Source organism: Candidatus Thioglobus sp. (assembly GCF_028599055.1).
In the GTDB taxonomy this organism is placed as follows: Bacteria; Pseudomonadota; Gammaproteobacteria; order PS1; family Pseudothioglobaceae; genus Thioglobus_A.
This window is the reverse complement of record NZ_JAQRMS010000009.1, coordinates 1-20,416: the sequence shown is the minus strand read 5'-3', so window position 1 is coordinate 20,416 and position 20,416 is coordinate 1. Positions and strand designations below refer to the sequence as shown.

The 20,416-nt window shown below is 39.0% G+C and carries 15 protein-coding genes; 6 read left to right on the top strand and 9 right to left on the bottom strand.

All coding sequences use genetic code 11. From position 1 onward, the window contains the following. The 5 genes from dnaK to PSN35_RS01440 all read right to left on the bottom strand — a co-directional run. Nucleotides 1-1,586 (bottom strand): molecular chaperone DnaK (gene dnaK / locus PSN35_RS01460; RefSeq protein WP_300028565.1); only part of this gene is annotated, 1,586 nt, incomplete at its 3' end. Nucleotides 1,587-1,674: 88 nt separating this feature from the next. After that, the gene (gene coaD / locus PSN35_RS01455; RefSeq protein WP_300028563.1) at nt 1,675-2,154 is read right to left on the bottom strand and encodes a pantetheine-phosphate adenylyltransferase; all 480 of its coding nucleotides are present in this window, start codon (nt 2,152-2,154) and stop codon (nt 1,675-1,677) included. A gap of 24 nt (nt 2,155-2,178) precedes the next feature. Further along, the gene (rsmD, locus tag PSN35_RS01450; protein WP_300028561.1) at nt 2,179-2,745 is read right to left on the bottom strand and encodes a 16S rRNA (guanine(966)-N(2))-methyltransferase RsmD; all 567 of its coding nucleotides are present in this window, start codon (nt 2,743-2,745) and stop codon (nt 2,179-2,181) included. Nucleotides 2,746-2,748: 3 nt separating this feature from the next. Continuing rightward, on the bottom strand, nt 2,749-3,279 hold the full coding sequence (gene ppa, locus PSN35_RS01445) for an inorganic diphosphatase (RefSeq protein ID WP_300028559.1): 531 nt from the start codon (nt 3,277-3,279) through the stop codon (nt 2,749-2,751). Beyond that, nucleotides 3,263-4,306 carry a ribonuclease D gene (locus tag PSN35_RS01440; protein WP_300028557.1) on the bottom strand — a complete coding sequence of 348 codons (1,044 nt, stop codon included), beginning with the start codon at nt 4,304-4,306 and terminating at the stop codon, nt 3,263-3,265. The genes ppa and PSN35_RS01440 overlap by 17 nt, the downstream gene beginning before the upstream one ends. An 86-nt stretch (nt 4,307-4,392) precedes the next feature. On the opposite strand from PSN35_RS01440, the gene PSN35_RS01435 reads away from it, so the two are divergent. Genes PSN35_RS01435 through PSN35_RS01420 form a run of 4 tightly spaced genes read left to right on the top strand, consistent with a single transcriptional unit; the run spans nt 4,393 to nt 9,979 of the window. Beyond that, nucleotides 4,393-6,552: an ATP-binding protein gene (locus PSN35_RS01435; protein ID WP_300028555.1), complete on the top strand. Its 2,160-nt coding sequence runs from the start codon at nt 4,393-4,395 to the stop codon at nt 6,550-6,552. 12 nt (nt 6,553-6,564) lie between these two features. After that, entirely contained in the window at nt 6,565-7,146 is a 582-nt protein-coding gene (locus PSN35_RS01430) for a response regulator (RefSeq protein ID WP_300028553.1), read from the top strand. Between the two features lie 2 nt (nt 7,147-7,148). After that, complete coding sequence (gene trkA / locus PSN35_RS01425) at nt 7,149-8,522, top strand: Trk system potassium transporter TrkA (protein ID WP_300028551.1); 1,374 nt, start codon at nt 7,149-7,151, stop codon at nt 8,520-8,522. A gap of 8 nt (nt 8,523-8,530) precedes the next feature. Next, a complete protein-coding gene (locus tag PSN35_RS01420) occupies nt 8,531-9,979 on the top strand; it encodes a TrkH family potassium uptake protein (protein ID WP_300028550.1) in 1,449 nt (482 codons plus the stop codon). 47 nt (nt 9,980-10,026) lie between these two features. On the opposite strand, the gene dinG is transcribed toward PSN35_RS01420, so the two are convergent. Genes dinG through rlmE form a run of 3 tightly spaced genes read right to left on the bottom strand, consistent with a single transcriptional unit; the run spans nt 10,027 to nt 13,677 of the window. Beyond that, entirely contained in the window at nt 10,027-12,084 is a 2,058-nt protein-coding gene (gene dinG / locus PSN35_RS01415; protein WP_300028548.1) for an ATP-dependent DNA helicase DinG, read from the bottom strand. Then, on the bottom strand, nt 12,084-13,055 hold the full coding sequence (locus tag PSN35_RS01410) for a polyprenyl synthetase family protein (protein WP_300028546.1): 972 nt from the start codon (nt 13,053-13,055) through the stop codon (nt 12,084-12,086). Before PSN35_RS01410 ends, dinG begins: the two co-directional genes overlap by 1 nt. Before the next feature lie 4 nt (nt 13,056-13,059). Further along, nucleotides 13,060-13,677 carry a 23S rRNA (uridine(2552)-2'-O)-methyltransferase RlmE gene (gene rlmE, locus PSN35_RS01405; protein ID WP_300028544.1) on the bottom strand — a complete coding sequence of 206 codons (618 nt, stop codon included), beginning with the start codon at nt 13,675-13,677 and terminating at the stop codon, nt 13,060-13,062. Between the two features lie 70 nt (nt 13,678-13,747). Here rlmE and typA point away from each other — a divergent pair, with 70 nt between their 5' ends. Then, a complete protein-coding gene (gene typA / locus PSN35_RS01400; RefSeq protein WP_300028542.1) occupies nt 13,748-15,553 on the top strand; it encodes a translational GTPase TypA in 1,806 nt (601 codons plus the stop codon). 60 nt (nt 15,554-15,613) lie between these two features. Continuing rightward, on the top strand, nt 15,614-18,667 hold the full coding sequence (locus PSN35_RS01395; protein WP_300028540.1) for an efflux RND transporter permease subunit: 3,054 nt from the start codon (nt 15,614-15,616) through the stop codon (nt 18,665-18,667). Here the strand turns inward: PSN35_RS01395 and PSN35_RS01390 are convergent. Then, a partial coding sequence (locus PSN35_RS01390; RefSeq protein WP_300028538.1) for a protein-disulfide reductase DsbD domain-containing protein occupies nt 18,656-20,416 on the bottom strand: 1,761 nt, incomplete at its 5' end. The two genes, PSN35_RS01395 and PSN35_RS01390, sit on opposite strands and share 12 nt — an antisense overlap.

Below are 20,416 nucleotides of genomic sequence, written 5' to 3'. Positions count from 1 at the left end.
TTTTTATCTTCATCAGCGTGTGCCTCTGCATCTTTAATCATCTTCTCAACTTCATCATCACTTAAACCTGAAGAAGCCTTAATGGTAATTGATTGCTCTTTGCCTGTGTTTTTGTCTTTAGCAGATACATTCAAAATACCATCAGAATCAATATCAAGTGTTACTTCAATTTGAGGTGTTCCCTTAGGTGCTGCATCAATACCTTCCAGGTTGAATTGACCTAATGACTTGTTAGCACTAGCCACTTCGCGTTCACCTTGAAGTACGTGTACGGTTACCGCTGATTGATTGTCCGCCGCTGTTGAGAAGATTTGTGACGCATTGGTAGGAATGGTTGTGTTTTTCTCAATTAGCTTAGTCATCACACCACCCATGGTTTCAATACCTAGTGATAATGGCGTTACGTCTAAAAGTAATACATCTTTAACCTCACCACCTAATACACCTGCCTGAATCGCTGCACCCATGGCAACTGCTTCATCAGGGTTAACGTCTTTCTTAGGCTCTTTGCCGAAGAATGCTTGTACTTTTTCCTGTACTTTAGGCATACGTGTTGAACCACCAACGATAATTACTTCATCAATATCACTGGCTGATAAATCAGCATCATTAAGTGCTATTTGACAAGGGTCGATTGAACGCTGAATTAAGTCTTCTACTAAAGATTCAAGCTTAGAACGCGTAATCTTAATGTTCATGTGCTTAGGACCTGAAGCATCTGCTGTTACGTACGGAAGATTTACTTCAGTCTGCTCAGAAGATGATAATTCGATCTTAGCTTTTTCTGCCGCTTCTTTTAAGCGTTGAAGTGCCATTGGGTCATTTTTAAGATCAACACCTTGCTCTTTGTTGAATTCATCAACTAAGTATGAAATAATTCTTTGATCGAAGTCCTCACCACCTAGGAATGTATCACCATTGGTTGATAATACTTCAAAGTGCTTTTCGCCATCAATGTCTTCCATTTCAATGATTGACACGTCAAATGTACCACCACCTAAGTCATACACAGCAACTGTCTTGTCACCGGTTAATTTATCAACGCCGTAGGCTAAAGCTGCTGCTGTTGGCTCATTAATAATACGCTTAACATCCAAGCCTGCAATCTTGCCAGCATCTTTGGTTGCTTGACGTTGCGAGTCGTTGAAGTAGGCTGGTACAGTGATAACTGCTTCAGTAACCGTTTCACCTAAGTAATCTTCAGCAGTTTTTTTCATCTTGCCGATAACTTTAGCTGAGATTTCAGGGGCAGCCATTTTGGTACCATTAACTTCAACCCAAGCATCACCATTGTCAGCTTTAACGATTTTATAAGGCACTAAGTCAATGTCTTTTTGTACCGCATCTTCATCAAAACGACGACCGATCAGACGCTTGATTGCATAAAGGGTGTTTTCAGGATTGGTAACTGCTTGACGTTTAGCTGACTGACCAACTAATACTTCTTCAGAATCTTTTGGAAAAGCAATGATTGATGGGGTGGTGCGATCACCCTCTGAATTTTCAATAATCTTAACCTTGTCGCCATCCATAATGGCCACACATGAATTTGTTGTTCCTAAGTCAATACCGATAATTTTTGACATTTTTTACTCCTTGTATTTGATATACACCCTATATAGGGATGAGACTTATTATTTCAAGCAGAAATATTGAAAAAATTAAAGAAGTGGTTTACAGGTGTTTTTTGAGTAAGGTTTCTACGGGTTTTGGCACAAAGTGACTAACATCGCCACCTAGAGACAGAATCTCCCTGACCAGGGAAGAAGAAATGTTGGCGTATTGTTCGGCTGGGGTCATAAACAGGGTTTCAATACTAGGGTTTAGGTGTTTGTTCATGCCAGAGAGTTGAAATTCGTACTCAAAGTCGCTCACCGCACGAAGGCCACGCAAAATAACTTGGGCATTTTGCGCCTTGGCAAAATCAACCAGTAGTGTATTAAAACTCATTACTTCAATATTATCAATATGACCTAAGGTTTCACCGGCAATGCTCAGTCGATCGTCAATAGATAAAAAGGCTGATTTTTTACTGTTTTGCGTAATACCAACAATCACCTTATCAAATAATTTACTGGCGCGATTGATTAGATCAATGTGACCATTGGTGATCGGATCAAAGGAACCGGGGTAAATAGCGATACGTTTTGTCATAATGAATATTAAAAATAAGTGAGCCTATAATACCTCAATTAAGCAATAATGCACTTGTCCTGAGTGTTTTTGTTTGTTGATTTTGATTTTTTGCGAAATTTTTTCAAGTAAGAATTCGAGTGTTATTTCAAATTCAGATTCGATGTAAATTTTACTGCTAGTAGCGATAAAACCACCTTCTGAGAGCTGTTTTAGCGCTTTTTCAAGTATATTTTTATGAAAAGGTGGGTCAAGCAAGATAAAATCAACGGGTTGAGCAGTTTTTTGCGCTAAAAAGCTCAGCGCATCTTGATGGATAAAGTGAATTTTGTCGGATTTTAATAATTTCTGATTTTTTTCTAAATTTTGAAAGGCGCTTAGATCTTTTTCAACACCAAGTACTTGTTTTGCACCACGAGAAAGTGCTTCAAAGCTGAGTGCGCCACTGCCGGCAAACAAATCTAAAAAAACCTTGTTATTGGAATCGAATTGAATCCAATTGAACAAGGTTTCTCTAACACGGTTGGGCGTTGGCCTTAAGCCGGGTGCATCGGGAAAGTTGAATTTTCGCCCCCGATGCTCGCCTCCAATAATTTGAAAGCTGTTGGACAAGTGTTAAGGCTTGTAAGCGTCGAATGATTCTTGCAGCTCTGCTTTTGCTTCGTCCGCATCACCCCAGCCATCAATTTCAACCCATTTACCAGCATCTAAATCTTTGTAGTAGCGAAAGAAATGCTCAATCTGATCTTTAAGCGTTGCACCTACATCTTCAATACCTTGAATGTCGTGATAGGATTTGCAAAGTTTGTCAGTTGGTACAGCTAGAATTTTAGAGTCTTTACCGGCTTCATCTGTCATGCGCAAAACACCAATTGGGCGAGCAGTAATCACTGAATCGTGAATTAGTGGGTAAGGGGTAATTACTAGAACATCAGCAGGATCACCATCATCGGCTAATGTTTCAGGCACAAAACCGTAGTTACACGGGTAGAACATTGGTGTTGAAATAAAGCGATCTACAAACATCGCACCAGTTTCTTTGTCAATTTCGTATTTAACCGGTGATGAATTGGCTGGGATTTCAATAATTACGTTAACCTCATCAGGTAGGTTTCCAGCTGATACTGGCTTAAGACTGTTTTGCATGTTCTAACTCCTCTTTTAAAATATGATAACGCCAACCGGTTAAAAATTTGACTGATTGGTCGCCACGAATAAACTTCATTAATGATTTGCCATTGGCAATCAGGGTTTCATCTAGATTATACTGAACTGCGATTTTCTGGATGAGTTTTTGTAAATCGTTTTTTTGTTGCTTCTCTGTTTTGGTTGGCATTTGATGGGTGTTCACTTGAATGCGTGTTTCGACCAATTCAGGGTGTTGCGTTAAAAAGTCAGTAAATGATTTTTTGGCTTGATCTGACAGCTTTTCTTTGCCAAGGCTGTAGTTCATTAATTGCTCATCACTCATGATCCATTTTCTGGGTTTGTTGTTGGTGATCGCTTCTGATTCTCGCCACGCTGCTAATTGTGCAGCTTTCTGGTGTGTGCTTTTGGGCAGTGCTGATAAGCCTTTGATTCTTGTCCAGGCTTGAGTAAGATTTGGCACATATAAACCAACATCCGTTAAATCTTGTCCTTCAGCCATTAACCAGTCAAATTTTTGTTCGGCTAATAATTGTGTGTTGAGCATCGAATAATTTTTAATTAAATAACGCACATCGTCTAGTGCATATTCAATGGCTGGCTCTGGTAATGGTCTGGTGGTCCAATCAAGTCGAGTGTAAGCTTTATCTAAAACTACCCCTTGTAAAATTTCAGTTAATTTTTGATAAGAAATTTGCGCAGGGTGATTGAGAAAATGCGCAGCAATTTGGGTATCAAACAAATAATTTGGTAAGCGTTTAGACAGGTAATACAGTGCTTCAATATCTTGACGTGCTGAGTGTACAATCCAAACGCATTCGCTTTGATAGAGTTTGTCAAATAAAGGCTCTAAATCTTCAATGGCGAGTATATCAATACATTCAGCCGCCGTCTGTGTGGCAATTTGAACCAAGCATAAAATAGGATAATAGGTATCGATACGCTTAAATTCTGTATCAATGGCTAATAATTTTTCCCCGTGAATAGTGGCTAAAAATTGTTGAAGCTGCTGGTCTGTTTCAATCATTGTTGTATTTTAGCAACAAGTAGTCAACCTTAGGCTTTATTTATGAGATAATCCCGAACAATTAAGTAAATAATAATGCACCATTAATGACTTATCGTCAGCCTAAACATTTTGTTAAAACCCCGCCAGCTTGGTTTTGGACGTCTATTTTTCTATTCTCTATTTCTGGCACTTTCTATCTGGGGCTTCATCCTGAATTAATTGGTCAGTGGTGGGGTTATTTGGTTGGCTTTAATGTGGCTTTCTCGTTAATTGCTGCTTATTATATTTATACAGATGTTAATCGTCTAAAGCAAGATATTGGTCATGATATTGTCGGTTCAAAATTTACTTGGACTTTTATTAAAATCGTACCGATATTGGTGATTGTTCCTGTGTTGTCATTTTATATGTTCTCTTTTCAGACCATTCAAGATAACGTAGCTGACTCTGAAAAAACCTTTGACATGTTTAGTAAAAACTTTATTCAGCAAGTTGATGGTTTGTATGAGGGTGTTCAGGCGGTTAGAAATGAGCGCTACACACAACAAACGGAGCGATTATTAACACTCATTACCTCATTTGGTGATTTTAAAAAGGATGCTGAGAATTACCAAGCAAGCATGCAAATCTTTTTAGAAGGATTGATTGATAAAGGCTGGGCCTGTCAAATCACCTTATTAGATGAAGCGGAAAATGTCATTGCAAAAACAGCCGAGGTGTCTAATTGTTTGGCGGTTGAAGATCAGCCTTTGCCAGGCACTCAGCCACGAACCATTAATGAAGATAGTAGTACTAACGTTATTCAGGTTAAGATGTCAACGCGCTATTTAACCCGATCAGCTGATAAAAACTTTTTTGTGGTGGACGCTGTGTATGCGGCAGATCCAGGTTTATTGGGTTTTTTATCTCAGGTTGAAGCATTCACTCAGCGCACGAAAAACATTGAATTTGATCTAAACACTTCAATCACGCAAAAACGCTTTATGATTGATTTTTCATCTACAGTATTGCTGGCTGTATTAAGTGCACTAATGTTGGTTTTTCGCATGATTGAAAAACTAATGAAGCCGCTTAATAATTTATCTTTAGCCACTCGAGAGATTGCTAAAGGTAACTACGATGTGCGTATTGAACAAACTAAAGATAGTGAAGATGTTAAGTTGTTGATTGATCAATTTAATATTATGTCTAGCCAAATTAAAACATCCAAAGAGGGTCTGGACACGCACAATCTTTACTTAGAAACTATTTTGAAATATTCTTATGGTGTGATTGCTTTAGATCAGCATAAGAACATTCGTCTGATTAATCCAGTGATCGGCAAGATGTTTGATATTAAGGATGAGCAATCTTTTGTTGGTGGTAGTTGTGCTCAAATCTCTAAGCAACACAACCAACTAAGCCCGTTGTTTTCTTTAACATCAAGCAACTTTAAAACTCATGAAAGCGAATGGAACGCCGAGCTGGAATTAAGCTTGGTTGATCGCCATTTATTGTTGTCTTGTCAAGGGTCTGTGCTTGAAAGTCACGGTAAAACATTGGGTTACGTGATTATTGTTAAAGATATTTCCAAACTGCATCGAGCTCAGAAAAAAGCGGCTTGGGGTGAAGTGGCAGTACGCATGGCACATGAAATCAAAAATCCGTTAACCCCAATTTTGCTCTCAGCCCAGCGTTTGAGAAACCGATTTATGGACTCTCTGCAAGATCAAGATTTAGAGGTGATTGACAAAACCACCAATACCATTATTGATCAAGTAAAGTCAATGGATTTAATGGTGAGCGCCTTTGCTGATTATGCCAATACGCCACAAATTGAGCGCAAGTTAACCAATTTAAACACGATTATTAATCAATCGATTGCTTTGTATGATGAGCAAGACGGCTTGATGATTGGGTTTGACTTATCCAATGACATGCCCGATATGCTGCTTGATTCAAGTAGTCTTTCAAGAGTATTGATTAATTTAGTGAAAAATTCAGCAGAATCTACTGCTGATCGAGCGGTTACCGTTAATATTGCAACTCAGTACATGTCAGACAAGCACCTAGTTCAACTAACCATTACAGATGATGGTGAAGGATTTAATGAAGAGGTATTGGATAAAGTGTTTGAACCTTACGTGACCACCAAAGTTAAAGGCAGCGGTTTAGGAATGGCCATTGTGCAAAATATTATTGAGCAGCATGACGGGCGCATTTATGCAAGTAATGTTGAGCCACATGGCGCAAAGATTACGATTGAATTTGATTACCAACCATAAAGAGGAGTAATAATGGCTAGAGCAAACATAATTGGCAAAATTCTCATCATTGATGATGAGCGTATTAATTCAGAAACCATGAAGGACACTCTGGAAGATGTTAACTATCAGGTGAGTTTGGCGGATAATGCGCAAGAGGCAAAAAGCTTGATTCAGAGCCAAAGTTTTGACTTGGTGATGATGGATGTTTGGATGCCGGGTCAAGATGGTATGTCATTATTAGAAGAGTGGATTGACAGTGGATTTGAAACGCCTATTGTGATGATGTCAGGCCATGCAGAGCATAAAGACGTGGTTAGAGCCATTAAGTTAGGTGCGGTTGATTTTCTAAAAAAACCTTTGCATGATATCTTGCCATTGGTGCGAAAGTTTTTATCTGAGCAAGCGGTCAAACAAAATCAAAACGGCATTACTGGCATTGATTTTGATGCGCCACTAAAAGTTGCCAGGAATATCTTTGAGCAAGAATACTTTAATCATCATCTGCAAGAAAATAACCATAATATCGCCACCGTTGCTGCCAAAGCAGGTATGGAGCGTACCACGTTGTATCGTAAATTGAAAGATCTGGGTATTGATAAAAATAAGGCATAGACATGAAAATTTTAATCTTAGGCGCAGGACAAGTTGGCGCTACATTGGCTAAATATTTAAGTGAAGATGACGATAACGACATTACTATTATCGATAAAGACGATAGCAATTTGCTCGATCTTCAGCGTCATTTAGATGTTAAAACTATTTGTGGCCATGGCTCTTATCCTAATATTTTAGAAGAGGCGGATATTCGCAACATGGATATGGTGATCGCGGTGACTCGATCTGACGAGGGTAATATGTTGGCCTGTCAAATGGCACACACACTGTATCAAGTAGATAAGAAAATTGCCCGCGTGCGCACTAAAGAATATCTGCACCGTAAAGAGCTATTTTCAAATGATGCCATTCCAATTGATTTTGTGATTACCCCAGAAGGATTGGTGACAAACTATATTAAGCGCGTGGTGGAAGTGCCAGGTGCTGAGCAAGTATTTGAATTTGAAAATGGCTTGGTGCAATTAGTTGAAACTAGAGCCTATGCCGGCACGCCAATTGTGGGTCATCCTATTCGAGAATTACACAAGCATTTACCTAATATTCATATGCGCATTGTGAGTTTGTATCGTAATGGACGTGCTATTCCTGCTTATGGTGACACGGTGATTAAAGACGGTGATCGGGTTTATTTTGTGACGAAAAAATCCAGTGTTGCTAAAGTAATTAAAGAGTTTAGACGACTAGATAAAAGCTATAGAAATATCATTATTGCTGGTGGCGGACGAATTGGCCTCAATTTAGCTAAACACTTAGAAAAAAACCATCGCGTGCGTATTATTGAAATGAACAAGCAGCGCGTTAAAGAATTGGCTGATGAGTTGGATGATGTGCTAGTTTTGCGTGGTAATGCTTCGGATGAAGAGTTGCTGCTTGAAGAGGGTATTGAAAATACGGATTTATTCTTAGCATTGACAGATTCTGATGAAATTAACGTTATTGTTTCCATTCTAGCTAAGCGCCTGGGTGCACACAAAACGGTTGCGTTGGTTAAGCGTAATGTTTATGAAGATTTGGCCGAACAAAGTGAGGATGTGGATATGGTTATCTCACCTGACCAAATTACCACCAGCGGTATTCTAGCGCATATTCGCAAAGGAGATACGATGATGGTGCATTCATTACGCCAAGGTAAATCTGAAGCCATTGAGGTGATTGTGCATGGTGATAAAAATCATTCAGATGTGGTGGGTAAAACCATTGAGCAAATCAACTTGCCTGATGGTGTTGTGGTGGGCTCTGTTGTGCGTAATGATGAGGTAATTATGGGCTCTAGAAAGTTGGTGATTGAAGAGGGTGATCATGTACTATTGGTATTAACTGACGTGAATAAAATTCATGAAGTTGAAGAATTATTTGAAGGTTATTTTGATTAAGTTTAATTATGCAGCTTAGTATCGTATTTAAAACTATTGGGTTATTGCTAATGATTTTTAGCTTGACCCAGCTTCCACCAATTTTGGTGGATTATATTTATGCTCAAAATGAGTATATGTCTTTTGTTAGTGCATTTTCTTTGACCTTTGTTAGTGGTTTTATTTTGTGGCTACCTTTTAGAAACACCACTAAAGATTTTAGAATTCGAGAAGGTGTGCTGGTTGTTGTTAGTTTTTGGTTTGTTTTATCGTTATTTGCAACCACGCCATTTTTATTATCTGAATCATTGCGCATGAGTTTTTCAGACGCATTTTTTGAGTCTATGTCAGGCCTAACTACAACAGGCGCAACGGTGCTTTCTGGCCTTGATGATTTGCCTATGGCCATTTTGTATTATCGCCAGCAGTTACAATGGTTGGGCGGCATGGGTATTATTGTTTTGGCGGTAGCTATTTTGCCAATGTTGGGTGTGGGCGGTATGGAACTTTATCATGCGGAGTCTAGCGGTATTTCAAAAGATAGACTTACCCCTAAAGTAACCCAAACTGCTAAAGCCTTATGGAAGATTTATATTGGCTTTACTATTGCTTGTGCAATCGCTTATTATTTGGCGGGCATGGATGCATTTGACGCAATAGGCCATAGTTTTTCAACAGTGGCTATTGGTGGCTTCTCAACCCATGATTTGTCTATCGGATACTTTGATTCTAGCGCCATTGAGCTGGTAGCGGTTATTTTTATGTTGCTAGCAGGTGTTAATTTCTCACTGCATTTTTTCGCTTGGCAAAAGAAAAATGTTATGACCTATTTCAAAGATTCAGAATTTAAAACTTACCTGTTAATTCTAAGCGCAACGATTGTGTTTATTTCTGTTGATTTATTTGAGAGTGGTTATTATCAAACCTGGTTTGAGTCGTTCAGATACGGTATTTTTCAAGCTGTTTCTATTGCAACTACAACAGGATTTGCCTCAGTTAATTATTCCTTGTGGCCGGCGCTATTACCTGTGTTGTTAATATTTGCCAGCTTCTTGGGTGCCAGTGCAGGATCAACAGGTGGTGGTATTAAGGTGGTTCGAGTGTTGTTGATGTTCAAACTAGCCATGAAAGGGATTAAAACCTTTATCCATCCAAGTGCTTATATCAGTATTAAGCTTAATCAAAAAAGTGTTTCAGAAAATACGCTCATGTCAGTATGGGGGTTTTTCTCATTGTACGTTATGGCATTTGTAGTCATTATGATCGCCTTGATGTTTACAGGGTTGGATCAAGTTAGTAGTTTTTCTGCTACCGCTGCTAGCATGAATAATCTTGGCCCCGGACTAGGAGAAGTGGCACAAAACTATGCATCAATTAGTGATTCGGCCAAGTGGATTTTAAGTTTTTCGATGCTGTTGGGTCGTTTAGAGATACTCACACTTATGGTGCTTTTGCATAAATCTTTTTGGCGTTTTTAGTTTTGGGTTTGCTTTGTAGAGTAAAAAATACTTAATATAAGTTGTGTTTATTCAGCCACAATGTTGTAGTTAGGTAGCGCTGCTAGCAGTTGCTTGCCATAAAACTTGGTGGTTAGGCGGTTGTCAAAAATGGTAATTTTTCCAGTATCCGTTTCGGTGCGGATCAGTCGTCCGCAAGCTTGAATCAGTCTAAGTGAAGCATCAGGTAGGCTGATTTCCATAAATGGATTACGTTGTTGAGATTGTAGGTAGTCTGCCAAGGTTTTGTCAATCGGCGAGGTGGGCACGCTAAAACGCAGTTTTACAATGACGACGTGAGTTAGGTTGTCACCTTTAAGATCAACCCCTTCAGCAAAACTATCAAGTCCAAAAATAACACTGCCATTATTCTGTTTGCGCAATGCCATGTGTTTTTCTAAGATGGTTTTCTTTGGGTATTCACCCTGGATGAATAAATCACAATCTAGTTTATCCTCAACCATGTCAGCCACCATTTGCATTTGTTTGTTAGAGGCAAACAGTACCAAAGAGCCTTCTTCAGGGTTTAATCGTTTGAGTAGTTGACTTGCAACTTCTTGTGTGTGTTCGTACACTTGCGTTGGGTTTGCTTTAAATTTAGCAATAATAAAGTCAACCTGGCTAAATTCAAACGGAGACGGTAAGCGTAGATATTGGTTTTGCTGTTTGATTAAGCCGAGTTGTCGGTTTAATCGGTCAAAGCTACCTAATGAGGATAAGGTAGCCGAGGTAAGGATGACCCCCGCAGCTTTTGACCAAATTAATCCGTGCAAATTACTGGAAATATCAGTTTGAGCACTACATAAACTATAGTTGGTTTTTTTGTTGGCTAGTTGGTTTTTTTCAATCCAGCGTGAATGGGGTGATTTGCGCTTATCATCACTTTGTAATAAAGAAGATAATAGTTCAATGATACTATTTAGATGTTGTTCACATTCGCCACTAGCATTGTTAATAGGATCAACAATGGTTTTATCCAGTACTTTAATTTTTAAGTAGTCCGCCCAAGATTCTCTTAAACTTGAAAATTTGGTTTGAATATTGCCCAAAGAAACGAATAAGTTTTGGCTAATAGCTTTGATCGACTCATCAACCTGGCCTTGATCAAATAAGTAAACATCTTCATCAAATGCCAAACTTTTAAGCAGAGTGTTTAGATCGCCAATGTAGTCATCTACTTGCTTGATATTAATATTGGGCACGTCCTGAGCAGTTATTTTACACAGTTGCTCACTCACACCTTTAACTTGACGAATGCTGGTTTTGATAAACTCAGTACTGGTGCTCAGTGAAAAATGAGAGAGCGCTTTTGAGCTTAAATGGTGCGCTTCATCAAAAATAAAGATGGCATCATTGACATCGGGCAAAACGGTATTGCCTGTGGCTAAATCTGCTAATACTAAGTCGTGATTGGCAACAATAACATCTGCTTTGGTGATTTGCTTTCGAGCTTTGAAAAAAGCACAATCTTGATAAAACTCGCAACTTTTTGCCGTGCAAGTAAAGCGATTACAATTAATTTTTGACCACATGTCATGATCAGGCGTGCGCATCAAATCATCAATTTCACCATTCCATTTTTTTGCTGAATAATCTTCTAGCAATTCTGCCATAGAATCTAGTTGATGCTTTTTAGGTGGCTCATCAAACAGCAGGTTTGAGTCAAACAGTGTGTTATCTGAGGCGTTATCTTCACATAGATTGATCAAATTGCGAATACAGACATAACGAGATCTACCCTTAACCAGTGCATATTCAAAGTCTATTTGACAATATTTTTGCGCTTCAGGAATGTCTTTTAACAGTAGTTGTTCTTGTAAAGCGACATTGGCACTAGATACAATAAGTTTCTTTTCGTGGGCTTTGGCAATAGGGATACTGCTTAATAAATAAGCAAAGGTTTTTCCGGTGCCGGTTGGCGCTTCAACACATAAAATCTTATTTGAATCTGGATAATCACCACTCAATGTTTTGGAGATCTCTGCAATCATTTTATTTTGCGAAGGGCGAACTTTAAAGTCTGACATGTCAGACTTTAAAGCAATGAAAGAGTCTCTAATTTGGGCTTTGAGTTCGTCAGATAGCACTATGATTTACGCGCTAAGGATAAGTCGCACAGCAAGATTAGCGCATCTTTGAAAGGGGATGATTGAATATCAGCAAGGCTAGCTTTGGCCAATTCGGCTGATTTTTTAGCTTGCTTGCGTGTATAGCCAAAAGCATCAATTGATTGCAGTATGCTAATAACTTGTTTAATTTGACTGGTGTCTGCGTTGTTAATCGCGTCTTCTAGAAGTTGTTTATCGGTACCTGAAGTGTTAGCCAACGCGTAAATCATTGGCAATGTAGTTTTGCCCTCGGCAAGATCGTCACCCACTTCCTTACCCATGGTTTCGCTGTCTGATTCATAGTCCAAGACATCATCAATGATTTGAAATGCATTACCTAAATGTAGGCCGTAATTTTTTAGCGCTAACTCTTGCTGTTCATTAACCTCAGACAAAATGCCACCAATTTGCGTAGCTGCCTGAAATAGTACCGCTGTTTTACGTTCGATCACTTGATAATATTCTGCTTCTGTTAGATCAGAATTTTGGCAATTTAGCAATTGTAATACCTCGCCCTGAGCGATTTCATTGGTGGCCTTAGAAAGGATCTGCATAATCTTCATCGAGCCAGGCTCAACCATCATCTCAAAAGAGCGTGAGTAAAGAAAATCTCCTACCAGTACGCTGGCTGCATTACCCCAAACTTCGTTCGCCGTGTCTTTGCCTCGACGAGTTGCAGACTCGTCAACAATGTCATCATGCAAGAGGGTGGCGGTATGAATTAGTTCAATAACCACGGCCATCAGTCGGTGATGCTTACCTTGGTAGTTGGTCGCACGAGCACATAATAGTAATAGTAGTGGGCGCAGGCGTTTACCACCAGCGCTAATAATATAGCTACTCATCTGATTAATCAGGGCGACATTAGAACTTAAACGACTCTGTAGCAATACATCAGTTTGTTCAAGGTCTTCTTGAAGCAGGGCGCGAATGTCATCAAAATTTTGCATGGTGTTATTTTAGCTTACTTGCCAACAAATAAACTTCTTTAGATCGTGCTCTTGAGGCTTTTGGTTTGCGAATAATCACCTTATTGAAAGCTGCCCTACAAGATTTAACGTATTCATCAAAGCCAGCTCCTTGAAACACCTTAATAAAAAAAGTGCCATTCGGGGTAATGGTTTTAATGGCCATATCCAAGGCGAGTTCACATAAATACATTGATTTGGGTATGTCGACAGACAGCTGGCCACTCATGTTGGGCGCCATATCACTAAGCACTACGTCAATTTTTTTGCCACCAGTTAGTGTTAATAATTCTTCATAAACACTTTCTTCAGTAAAGTCGCCACACAAAAAATCAACTTCATCAATGGGTTCGATATCCAAAATATCACTGGCAATAACTTGACCGCTATTGCCTACAATTTTAATCGCTACCTGGCTCCATCCACCTGGTGCAGCGCCCAAATCTAATACTCGGTCACCTGGTTTGATGAATTTATCTTTTTCAATAATTTCAGTGAGCTTGTAAACTGCACGCGAACGATAACCTTCTTTTTGTGCTTTTTTTACATATTCGTCACTTAAATGTTCGCTCATCCAGCGACCAGAACTGCCTTTTTTTGCCATATCAATATTTCCTAATGTTAATGGTCATTTTACGGGATAATAGTGTCTTTTTTCGCCTCACCTAAAAAGTATGAATACTAAACTTCGAAATATCGCTATTATTGCTCACGTTGACCACGGTAAAACTACTCTGGTTGATAAACTATTGGAGCAATCAGATACGTTCGATGAGCGCTTTGAATCAACGGATCGTATGATGGATTCAAACGATCTTGAAAAAGAGCGTGGTATTACCATCTCTTCTAAGAACACGGCGATCAAATGGAAAGATTACCATATTAATATCGTTGACACTCCGGGACACGCCGACTTCGGTGGTGAAGTAGAGCGTGTTCTATCAATGGTGGATTCAGTATTGCTATTGGTTGATGCACAAGAAGGCCCAATGCCACAAACACGTTTTGTAACTAAAAAGGCCTTTGATCAAGGTCTAAACCCAATTGTAGTGGTTAATAAAATTGACAAAGATGCAGCGCGTCCTGACTGGGTAATTGATCAAGTGTTTGACTTGTTTGATCAACTGGGTGCTACTGATGAGCAACTAGATTTCCCAATTATTTATTCATCAAGTATTAATGGTTATGCGTCTTTAGAAGATGATGTGCGTGAAGGCGACATGCTGCCAATGTTTGAAACTATTGTTAAACATGTGAAAGCGCCAGAAGTTGATGTTGAGGCGCCGTTGCAGATGCAAATTACGGCACTGGATTATTCATCATTCGTGGGTGCAATCGGCATTGGTCGTATCACTCGTGGTACCATCAAAAAGAATCAGCAAGTGGTTGTCGTGGGTGCAGATGGCTCTGAAAGAAAAGCCAAAATTGCTAATTTACAAGGCTTTTTGGGTCTTGATAAGATTGACACCAATTCTTCTGAAGCGGGTAATATTGTTTGTGTTACAGGTATTGAAGGTATTTCAATTTCTGATACTTTATGTGATCCTGAAACCATTGAAGCACTACCACCACTTAGTGTTGATGAGCCGACCGTATCAATGGCCTTTAGAGTGAATGATTCGCCATTCGCTGGTCAAGATGGCAAGTACATTACCTCTAGAAATATTCGTGATCGTCTTGACAAAGAATTAATCTACAACGTGGCACTTCGCGTTGAAGACACACAAGATCCGTCAGAATTTTTAGTATCAGGCCGTGGTGAGTTGCACTTGTCAGTACTGATTGAAACCATGCGTCGTGAAGGTTTTGAATTAGCTGTTGGTCGTCCGCAAGTTATTCTAAAAGAAATTGATGATGTTGTCTGTGAGCCGTTTGAAGATTTGAGTGTTGATGTTGAAACTGAGCACCAGGGTACGGTGATGGAGAAGTTAGGTGAGCGTAAGGCTGAACTAACCAATATGGAGCCAGACGGCAATGGCCGTGTTAAATTAGACTTTAACATTCCTGCTCGTGGTTTGATTGGCTTTAGAACGGAGTTTTTAACTGCAACAACCGGTACTGGTTTAATGAATTCAACGTTTGACTCATACAAGCCGCAAAAAGCGGGTGAAATTGGTCAGCGTTCTAATGGTTCATTAATTTCAATGAACCAGGGTAAGGCAGTTGCTTACGCTATCTTTAACTTGCAAAAATCAGGTAAATTCTTTGTTGAGCATAACACAGAAGTTTATGAAGGCATGGTTGTTGGTATTCACGCCCGCGACAAAGACTTAGTAATCAACGTAATGAAGGGTAAACAACTAACCAACGTACGTGCCTCAGGTACCGATGAAGCGGTGTCGTTAACGCCAGCGATTAAGCTAGATCTTGAACAAGCATTAGAATTTATTGATGATGATGAGTTGGTTGAAGTAACACCAAACAACACACGTATTCGTAAGCGTTTGTTAAAAGAGGTTGAGCGCAAGCGCGCACGATAAACAAAAATCTAGTTACACCGAAGGCTTAACAAACTTAAGCCTTCGGTATACTGTTATCCTATGAGCAGTATTCTTGAATTTTTAGTTCGTCAAAAGAAATTAGCACTGGTGTTTACCATCAGTGTGATTGCTTTGGGGCTGCTGAGTTTTAATCAAATACAACGTGATCAATTTCCCGCAGTGGATTTTGAGGTTATCTCTATCGTTACCGCTTATCCGGGTGCCTCACCTGAAGATGTTGAGCAAAATATCACCAATATTATTGAAGATGAGCTGAGTAATATTTCAGGTATTGACAAGTTTACCTCCACATCTCGAGCGGGCACTTCCTCAATTGTTGTGACTTTATCTCAAGATGTGAGTGATACTGCAGAGCTCAAACAAGAAATTCGCAATGCGGTTAATCGTATCAAATCTTTGCCTGAAGAGGTGGTTGACTTGCCTCGCGTGCTTGATCTAAAAACCTCGCGTAAAAGTGTGTTGAAAATTAGCATTGGTAGTGAGCAATTAAGCTATGCAGCGCTTAGAAGCGTTGTTGATAATTTAGCCGATTCAATTGAATTGATTGATGGGGTTTCAGAGGTTGAAAAACAAGGGTATCTAGATAAAGAAATTCAAATCCACGTCGATCCTGAAAAGCTCTATCGGTTTGAGTTGTCTTTGCCACAGGTAATGAGTGCCATCACTCAGCGAAATCAGCGCTATACCGTGGGCAGTAATCATCAGCGTCAGCAGGAAAAAACCATTGTGGTTTTGTCTAAATTTGACAGTGCAGAGGATGTTGGTGAAGTGATTGTTAAATCAACCTTTGAGGGGCTGGTGGTCAGACTTAAAGATATTGCCAGTATCCAGCCTGGCAATGTTGAGGAGAAGTCCATTGTTCGTGTAAATGGCAAAAAGGGCTTTATTTTAAGAGTCAAAAAACAATCGCAAGCAGATGTGATCACCACCGTTGATTTAGTGAAGACGCACATGGACGATGTGGCGAGTAAATACAACAACCAGTTGGATATTTTTTATTCATCTGATTTGTCTAAGTATGTGCGTAATCGCCTAGATATTGTTACCAATAATGGCCTAATTGGCTTGTTATTAGTATTGGTGGTGTTGGGTGCGTTTTTGTCATTTAAAACAGCATTTTGGGTGGCGGTTAGTCTGCCAGTTAGTCTACTAGGTACGGTGGCTTTATTGGGCGTTACCGGCGAAACTATTAATTTAGTATCGCTCGCTGCCATGATTTTAGTTTTGGGTATTGTGGTGGATGATTCAATCATTGTGGCAGAGAGTATTCACCATTATAAGCAAACAGGTGAGAATAAATTTAAGTCTGCCGTGCACGGGTTTAAGCGGGTTATCATGCCGGTTGTAACCACTATTCTCACCACCATCCTAGCCTTTTCATCCATGTTTTTAATGGAAGGCATGATGGGTAAATTTATCTACGTTATTCCATTGGTGATTATTTTTGCCTTGGTGTTATCTTTTCTTGAGGTGTCATTAGCATTGCCTGCGCACTTGGCAGGGGTTAATGAGGCACCAAAACAACACAATTGGTTTGAATTTTTTGAAGATAAGTTTGAGTTGTTTTTAGCACGCGTGTTAAAGATTCGTTACTGGGTGGTGTTGCTGTTTAGTGTTGTGCTGGCGCTTTCTTTATATTTTGCCATGACACAAATGAAGTTCTCTTTGTTTCCTACTGTGGGCGTTGACACCATTAGCGCTCGAATGACCATGTCTACAGGCTCTTCTTTGGCCAATACAGAAGCTAAAGCTCAGCAGGTTGAGGCGCTTATTACCGAGGTAGTGGGTAAGGAGTTAGTGTCTGTCACCACAGATGTGGGAAAATATTTTACTCATAAGGCTAAATTTACCATTGAGCTAGTGCCCTCATCACAGCGAACATTGGATTCTAAAGCCATTCTTAAGGCGCTTAAAGCGCGCGCAGCTGACATTAAAAACGTAGAAAAACTAAAATTTTCTGTACATCGACCAGGTCCGCCTCAAGGCGAAGATATTGAAATTAATCTCATTAGTCAAATTGGTGCTGATAACCAACAGGCAGCTAATCGTTTGGAGCAAATATTGCTTGATTTACCAGGCGTGGACAATGTCAATCGTGACGATGATCCAGGTAAAGCGCGCATTGAAGTTAAGCTTGATTTTGAAAAAATGGCGCGTTTGAACATTGATTTTTATACCGTTAATCGCTATCTGAGAGCAGCCTTTACAGGTATTGATGTGACCAATATTCGTGAGGGGCAAAACGATGTGAATTTCCGCTTATATCTAGGTAATTCACAGCAATCTGAACGTTTTATCAATTCTTTAAAAGTGGTTAATAAATCAGGTCGTGTGGTGCCTTTGTCTAATTTTTCTTCCATTCGCAATATTGTTGGCGAGCCTGATTTTAATCACTATAACGGTCTTAGATCAATTATGGTCAGTACCAGTATTGATGATGAAAAAACCAGCACCAGTGAAGTAATGAAAGCCGCCTTGAGTCAGCTTAATTTGAATGAAGACTTTCCGTCAGTGCGAGCGGTTTCTGAAGGGGGTGCCAAAAAGACCATGGAATCTATGGATAGCTTTAAACAAGCATCTATTATGGCAATTTTTGGTATTTTCTTGTTATTGGTCTTATTGTTTAACTCTTATACGCAACCGTTACTCGTTTTAAGCGCCATTCCATTTTCAGTCATTGGTGTGATTTGGGCGTTTTTCTTGCATGGTGAAACGCTTAGTTTTTTCGCTATTTTAGGGGTTTTGGCGTTGGTTGGTGTGATTGTGAATGATTCGTTGGTATTGGTGTCACACCTTAATTATCTTAAAGATAAGGCGCTAGACAAGGTAGAAGTTCATGAGTGGATAATTAAGGGTGTCAAAGACCGGTTGCGTGCGGTAGTGTTGACCAGTCTTACCACGCTCGCTGGCATTATTCCTTTGGCATATGGTATCGGTGGTACTGACTACATGTTGCAGCCAATGGCGCTGGCACTCGGTTATGGTTTGTTATTTGGTACATTAATGACACTGGTGTTGCTACCATGCCTATATTTAATGAACTATGAATTTGTAAGTTGGATTAAAAGATTGAGAGGTGTCTTAAATCAATAAATCTACATCTGTTGGTGGTAAACAAACCTCATCACTACATGCCTGCAGTGTTAGTGTTAATATTGGTGGCGTAAAATCTTCTGATTTATTATTTAGCTTAACTTTTATACTGACTTGATTTTTGTATATCGATAGTTTTGTTGATGAGAATCCTAACTTAACTAAATTGCCTTTTGGATAGCTAGCTTGTATTATTTCCCAGTTTTTATTAGCACTCACTATATTGGTTGCAATGAGTGAGTCTTGTAATGGCTTGTTTGAGTTGATATGCCAAATAGGCTTTAGTTTAATGTTAATTTCAAATTGATCGCTAGATAACTTTGTACTCTGAATGTGAATGCGACCATCATATACATACTGCGTATTTGCTACTTCCCCATGATAATCATTATTAATTCCTAGTATGAATGAGCTGTGTCCATATGGATCTTGGTTGATGTTGTTGGCAAATGCACTTAGTAATTGATGTTTTTGCTGCTCAAGATCTTTATTGCTTATTCTATTGTTAAGTTTTACCAGTACTTGATAAGCGATACCATTGCTTGAAGGTATTGCTGCGTCGTATGATTCTTTATTGTTGTTTATATATTTACTATTGTGCGCAATATTGAATCCAAATTCTTTTTTATCCCAAAATTTATCATTCATGGTGTCAATTAATTGAATTGTGCGCTCAAGCCAAATATTATTATTTGTTTGATCAAATGCACTTATGTATGCATTAGCAAGATATGCATAATCTTCGAATAAAGCCTTGGCTTCTAGTTTATTGTCTATAGAAACTCTATATAGTTCACCATCTTTATAAAAATTATCATATAGGTAGTTAGCAAGATCTAGGCCTGATTCAGTATACTTACTATCATTAAATATCTCTCCAGCCTCAAGTAGTGCCGGGATCATTAAGGCATTCCAAGAAAGTAGTATTTTTTTATCAGTAAGTGGTGGAATTCTTTTAATTCTAACTTGGTATAACTTATCAAGTATTTTGTTAATCTGAATATGTTCATTGGTTTTAATACTATTAATATTTTTGAAATGAATAACGTGAGCACCATCAATTTCACTAGAGTGTGACAAATCAAACCATTTGTTAAAATTAGTAAATTCATTTTTGCTAAGAGAATTTTCTAACTCATCTTTAGACCAGATAAAAAACCTACCTTCTTCACCTTGAGAGTCGGCATCAGTAGCCGAGAAAAATCCACCATTTTTACCTTGCATTTCTTTTAAAACGTAATCTAGTGTTTGTTCTGCAATCTTTTTATAGAGTGGTTTTTGTGTAAGTTTGTATGCGCGTGCATACACCAAAGCAAGCTGAGCTTGATTGTAAAGCATTTTTTCAAAATGTGGTATTAACCAAGCACTATCTATTGCATAACGATGAAATCCACCACCTATAGTGTCATAGATTCCGCCACTTGCCATAGTGTCCAGTGTCAAGGTTATGGCCTCTAGTTGCTCAGCATTTGGATGGCGAAATTGTTCATTTATAAGCAATAGCAGTATCGACTCATTTGGAAATTTAGGCGCATTGCCAAAACCCCCTTCAAGCTCGTCAAATTCAGATAATATGGAGTCTAACGCTTGGACAGAAATGTCTTTATTAATTGGGCTTTTTATTAATGTTGCATTGGCATTTAATATTTTATTAATATCATTAGCTTGAGTTATTATTCTATCTTGCTGATTTTCCCAAAGATTTTTTATACGTGAGAGGATTGTTAATAAATCTTTTTTTGGAAAATA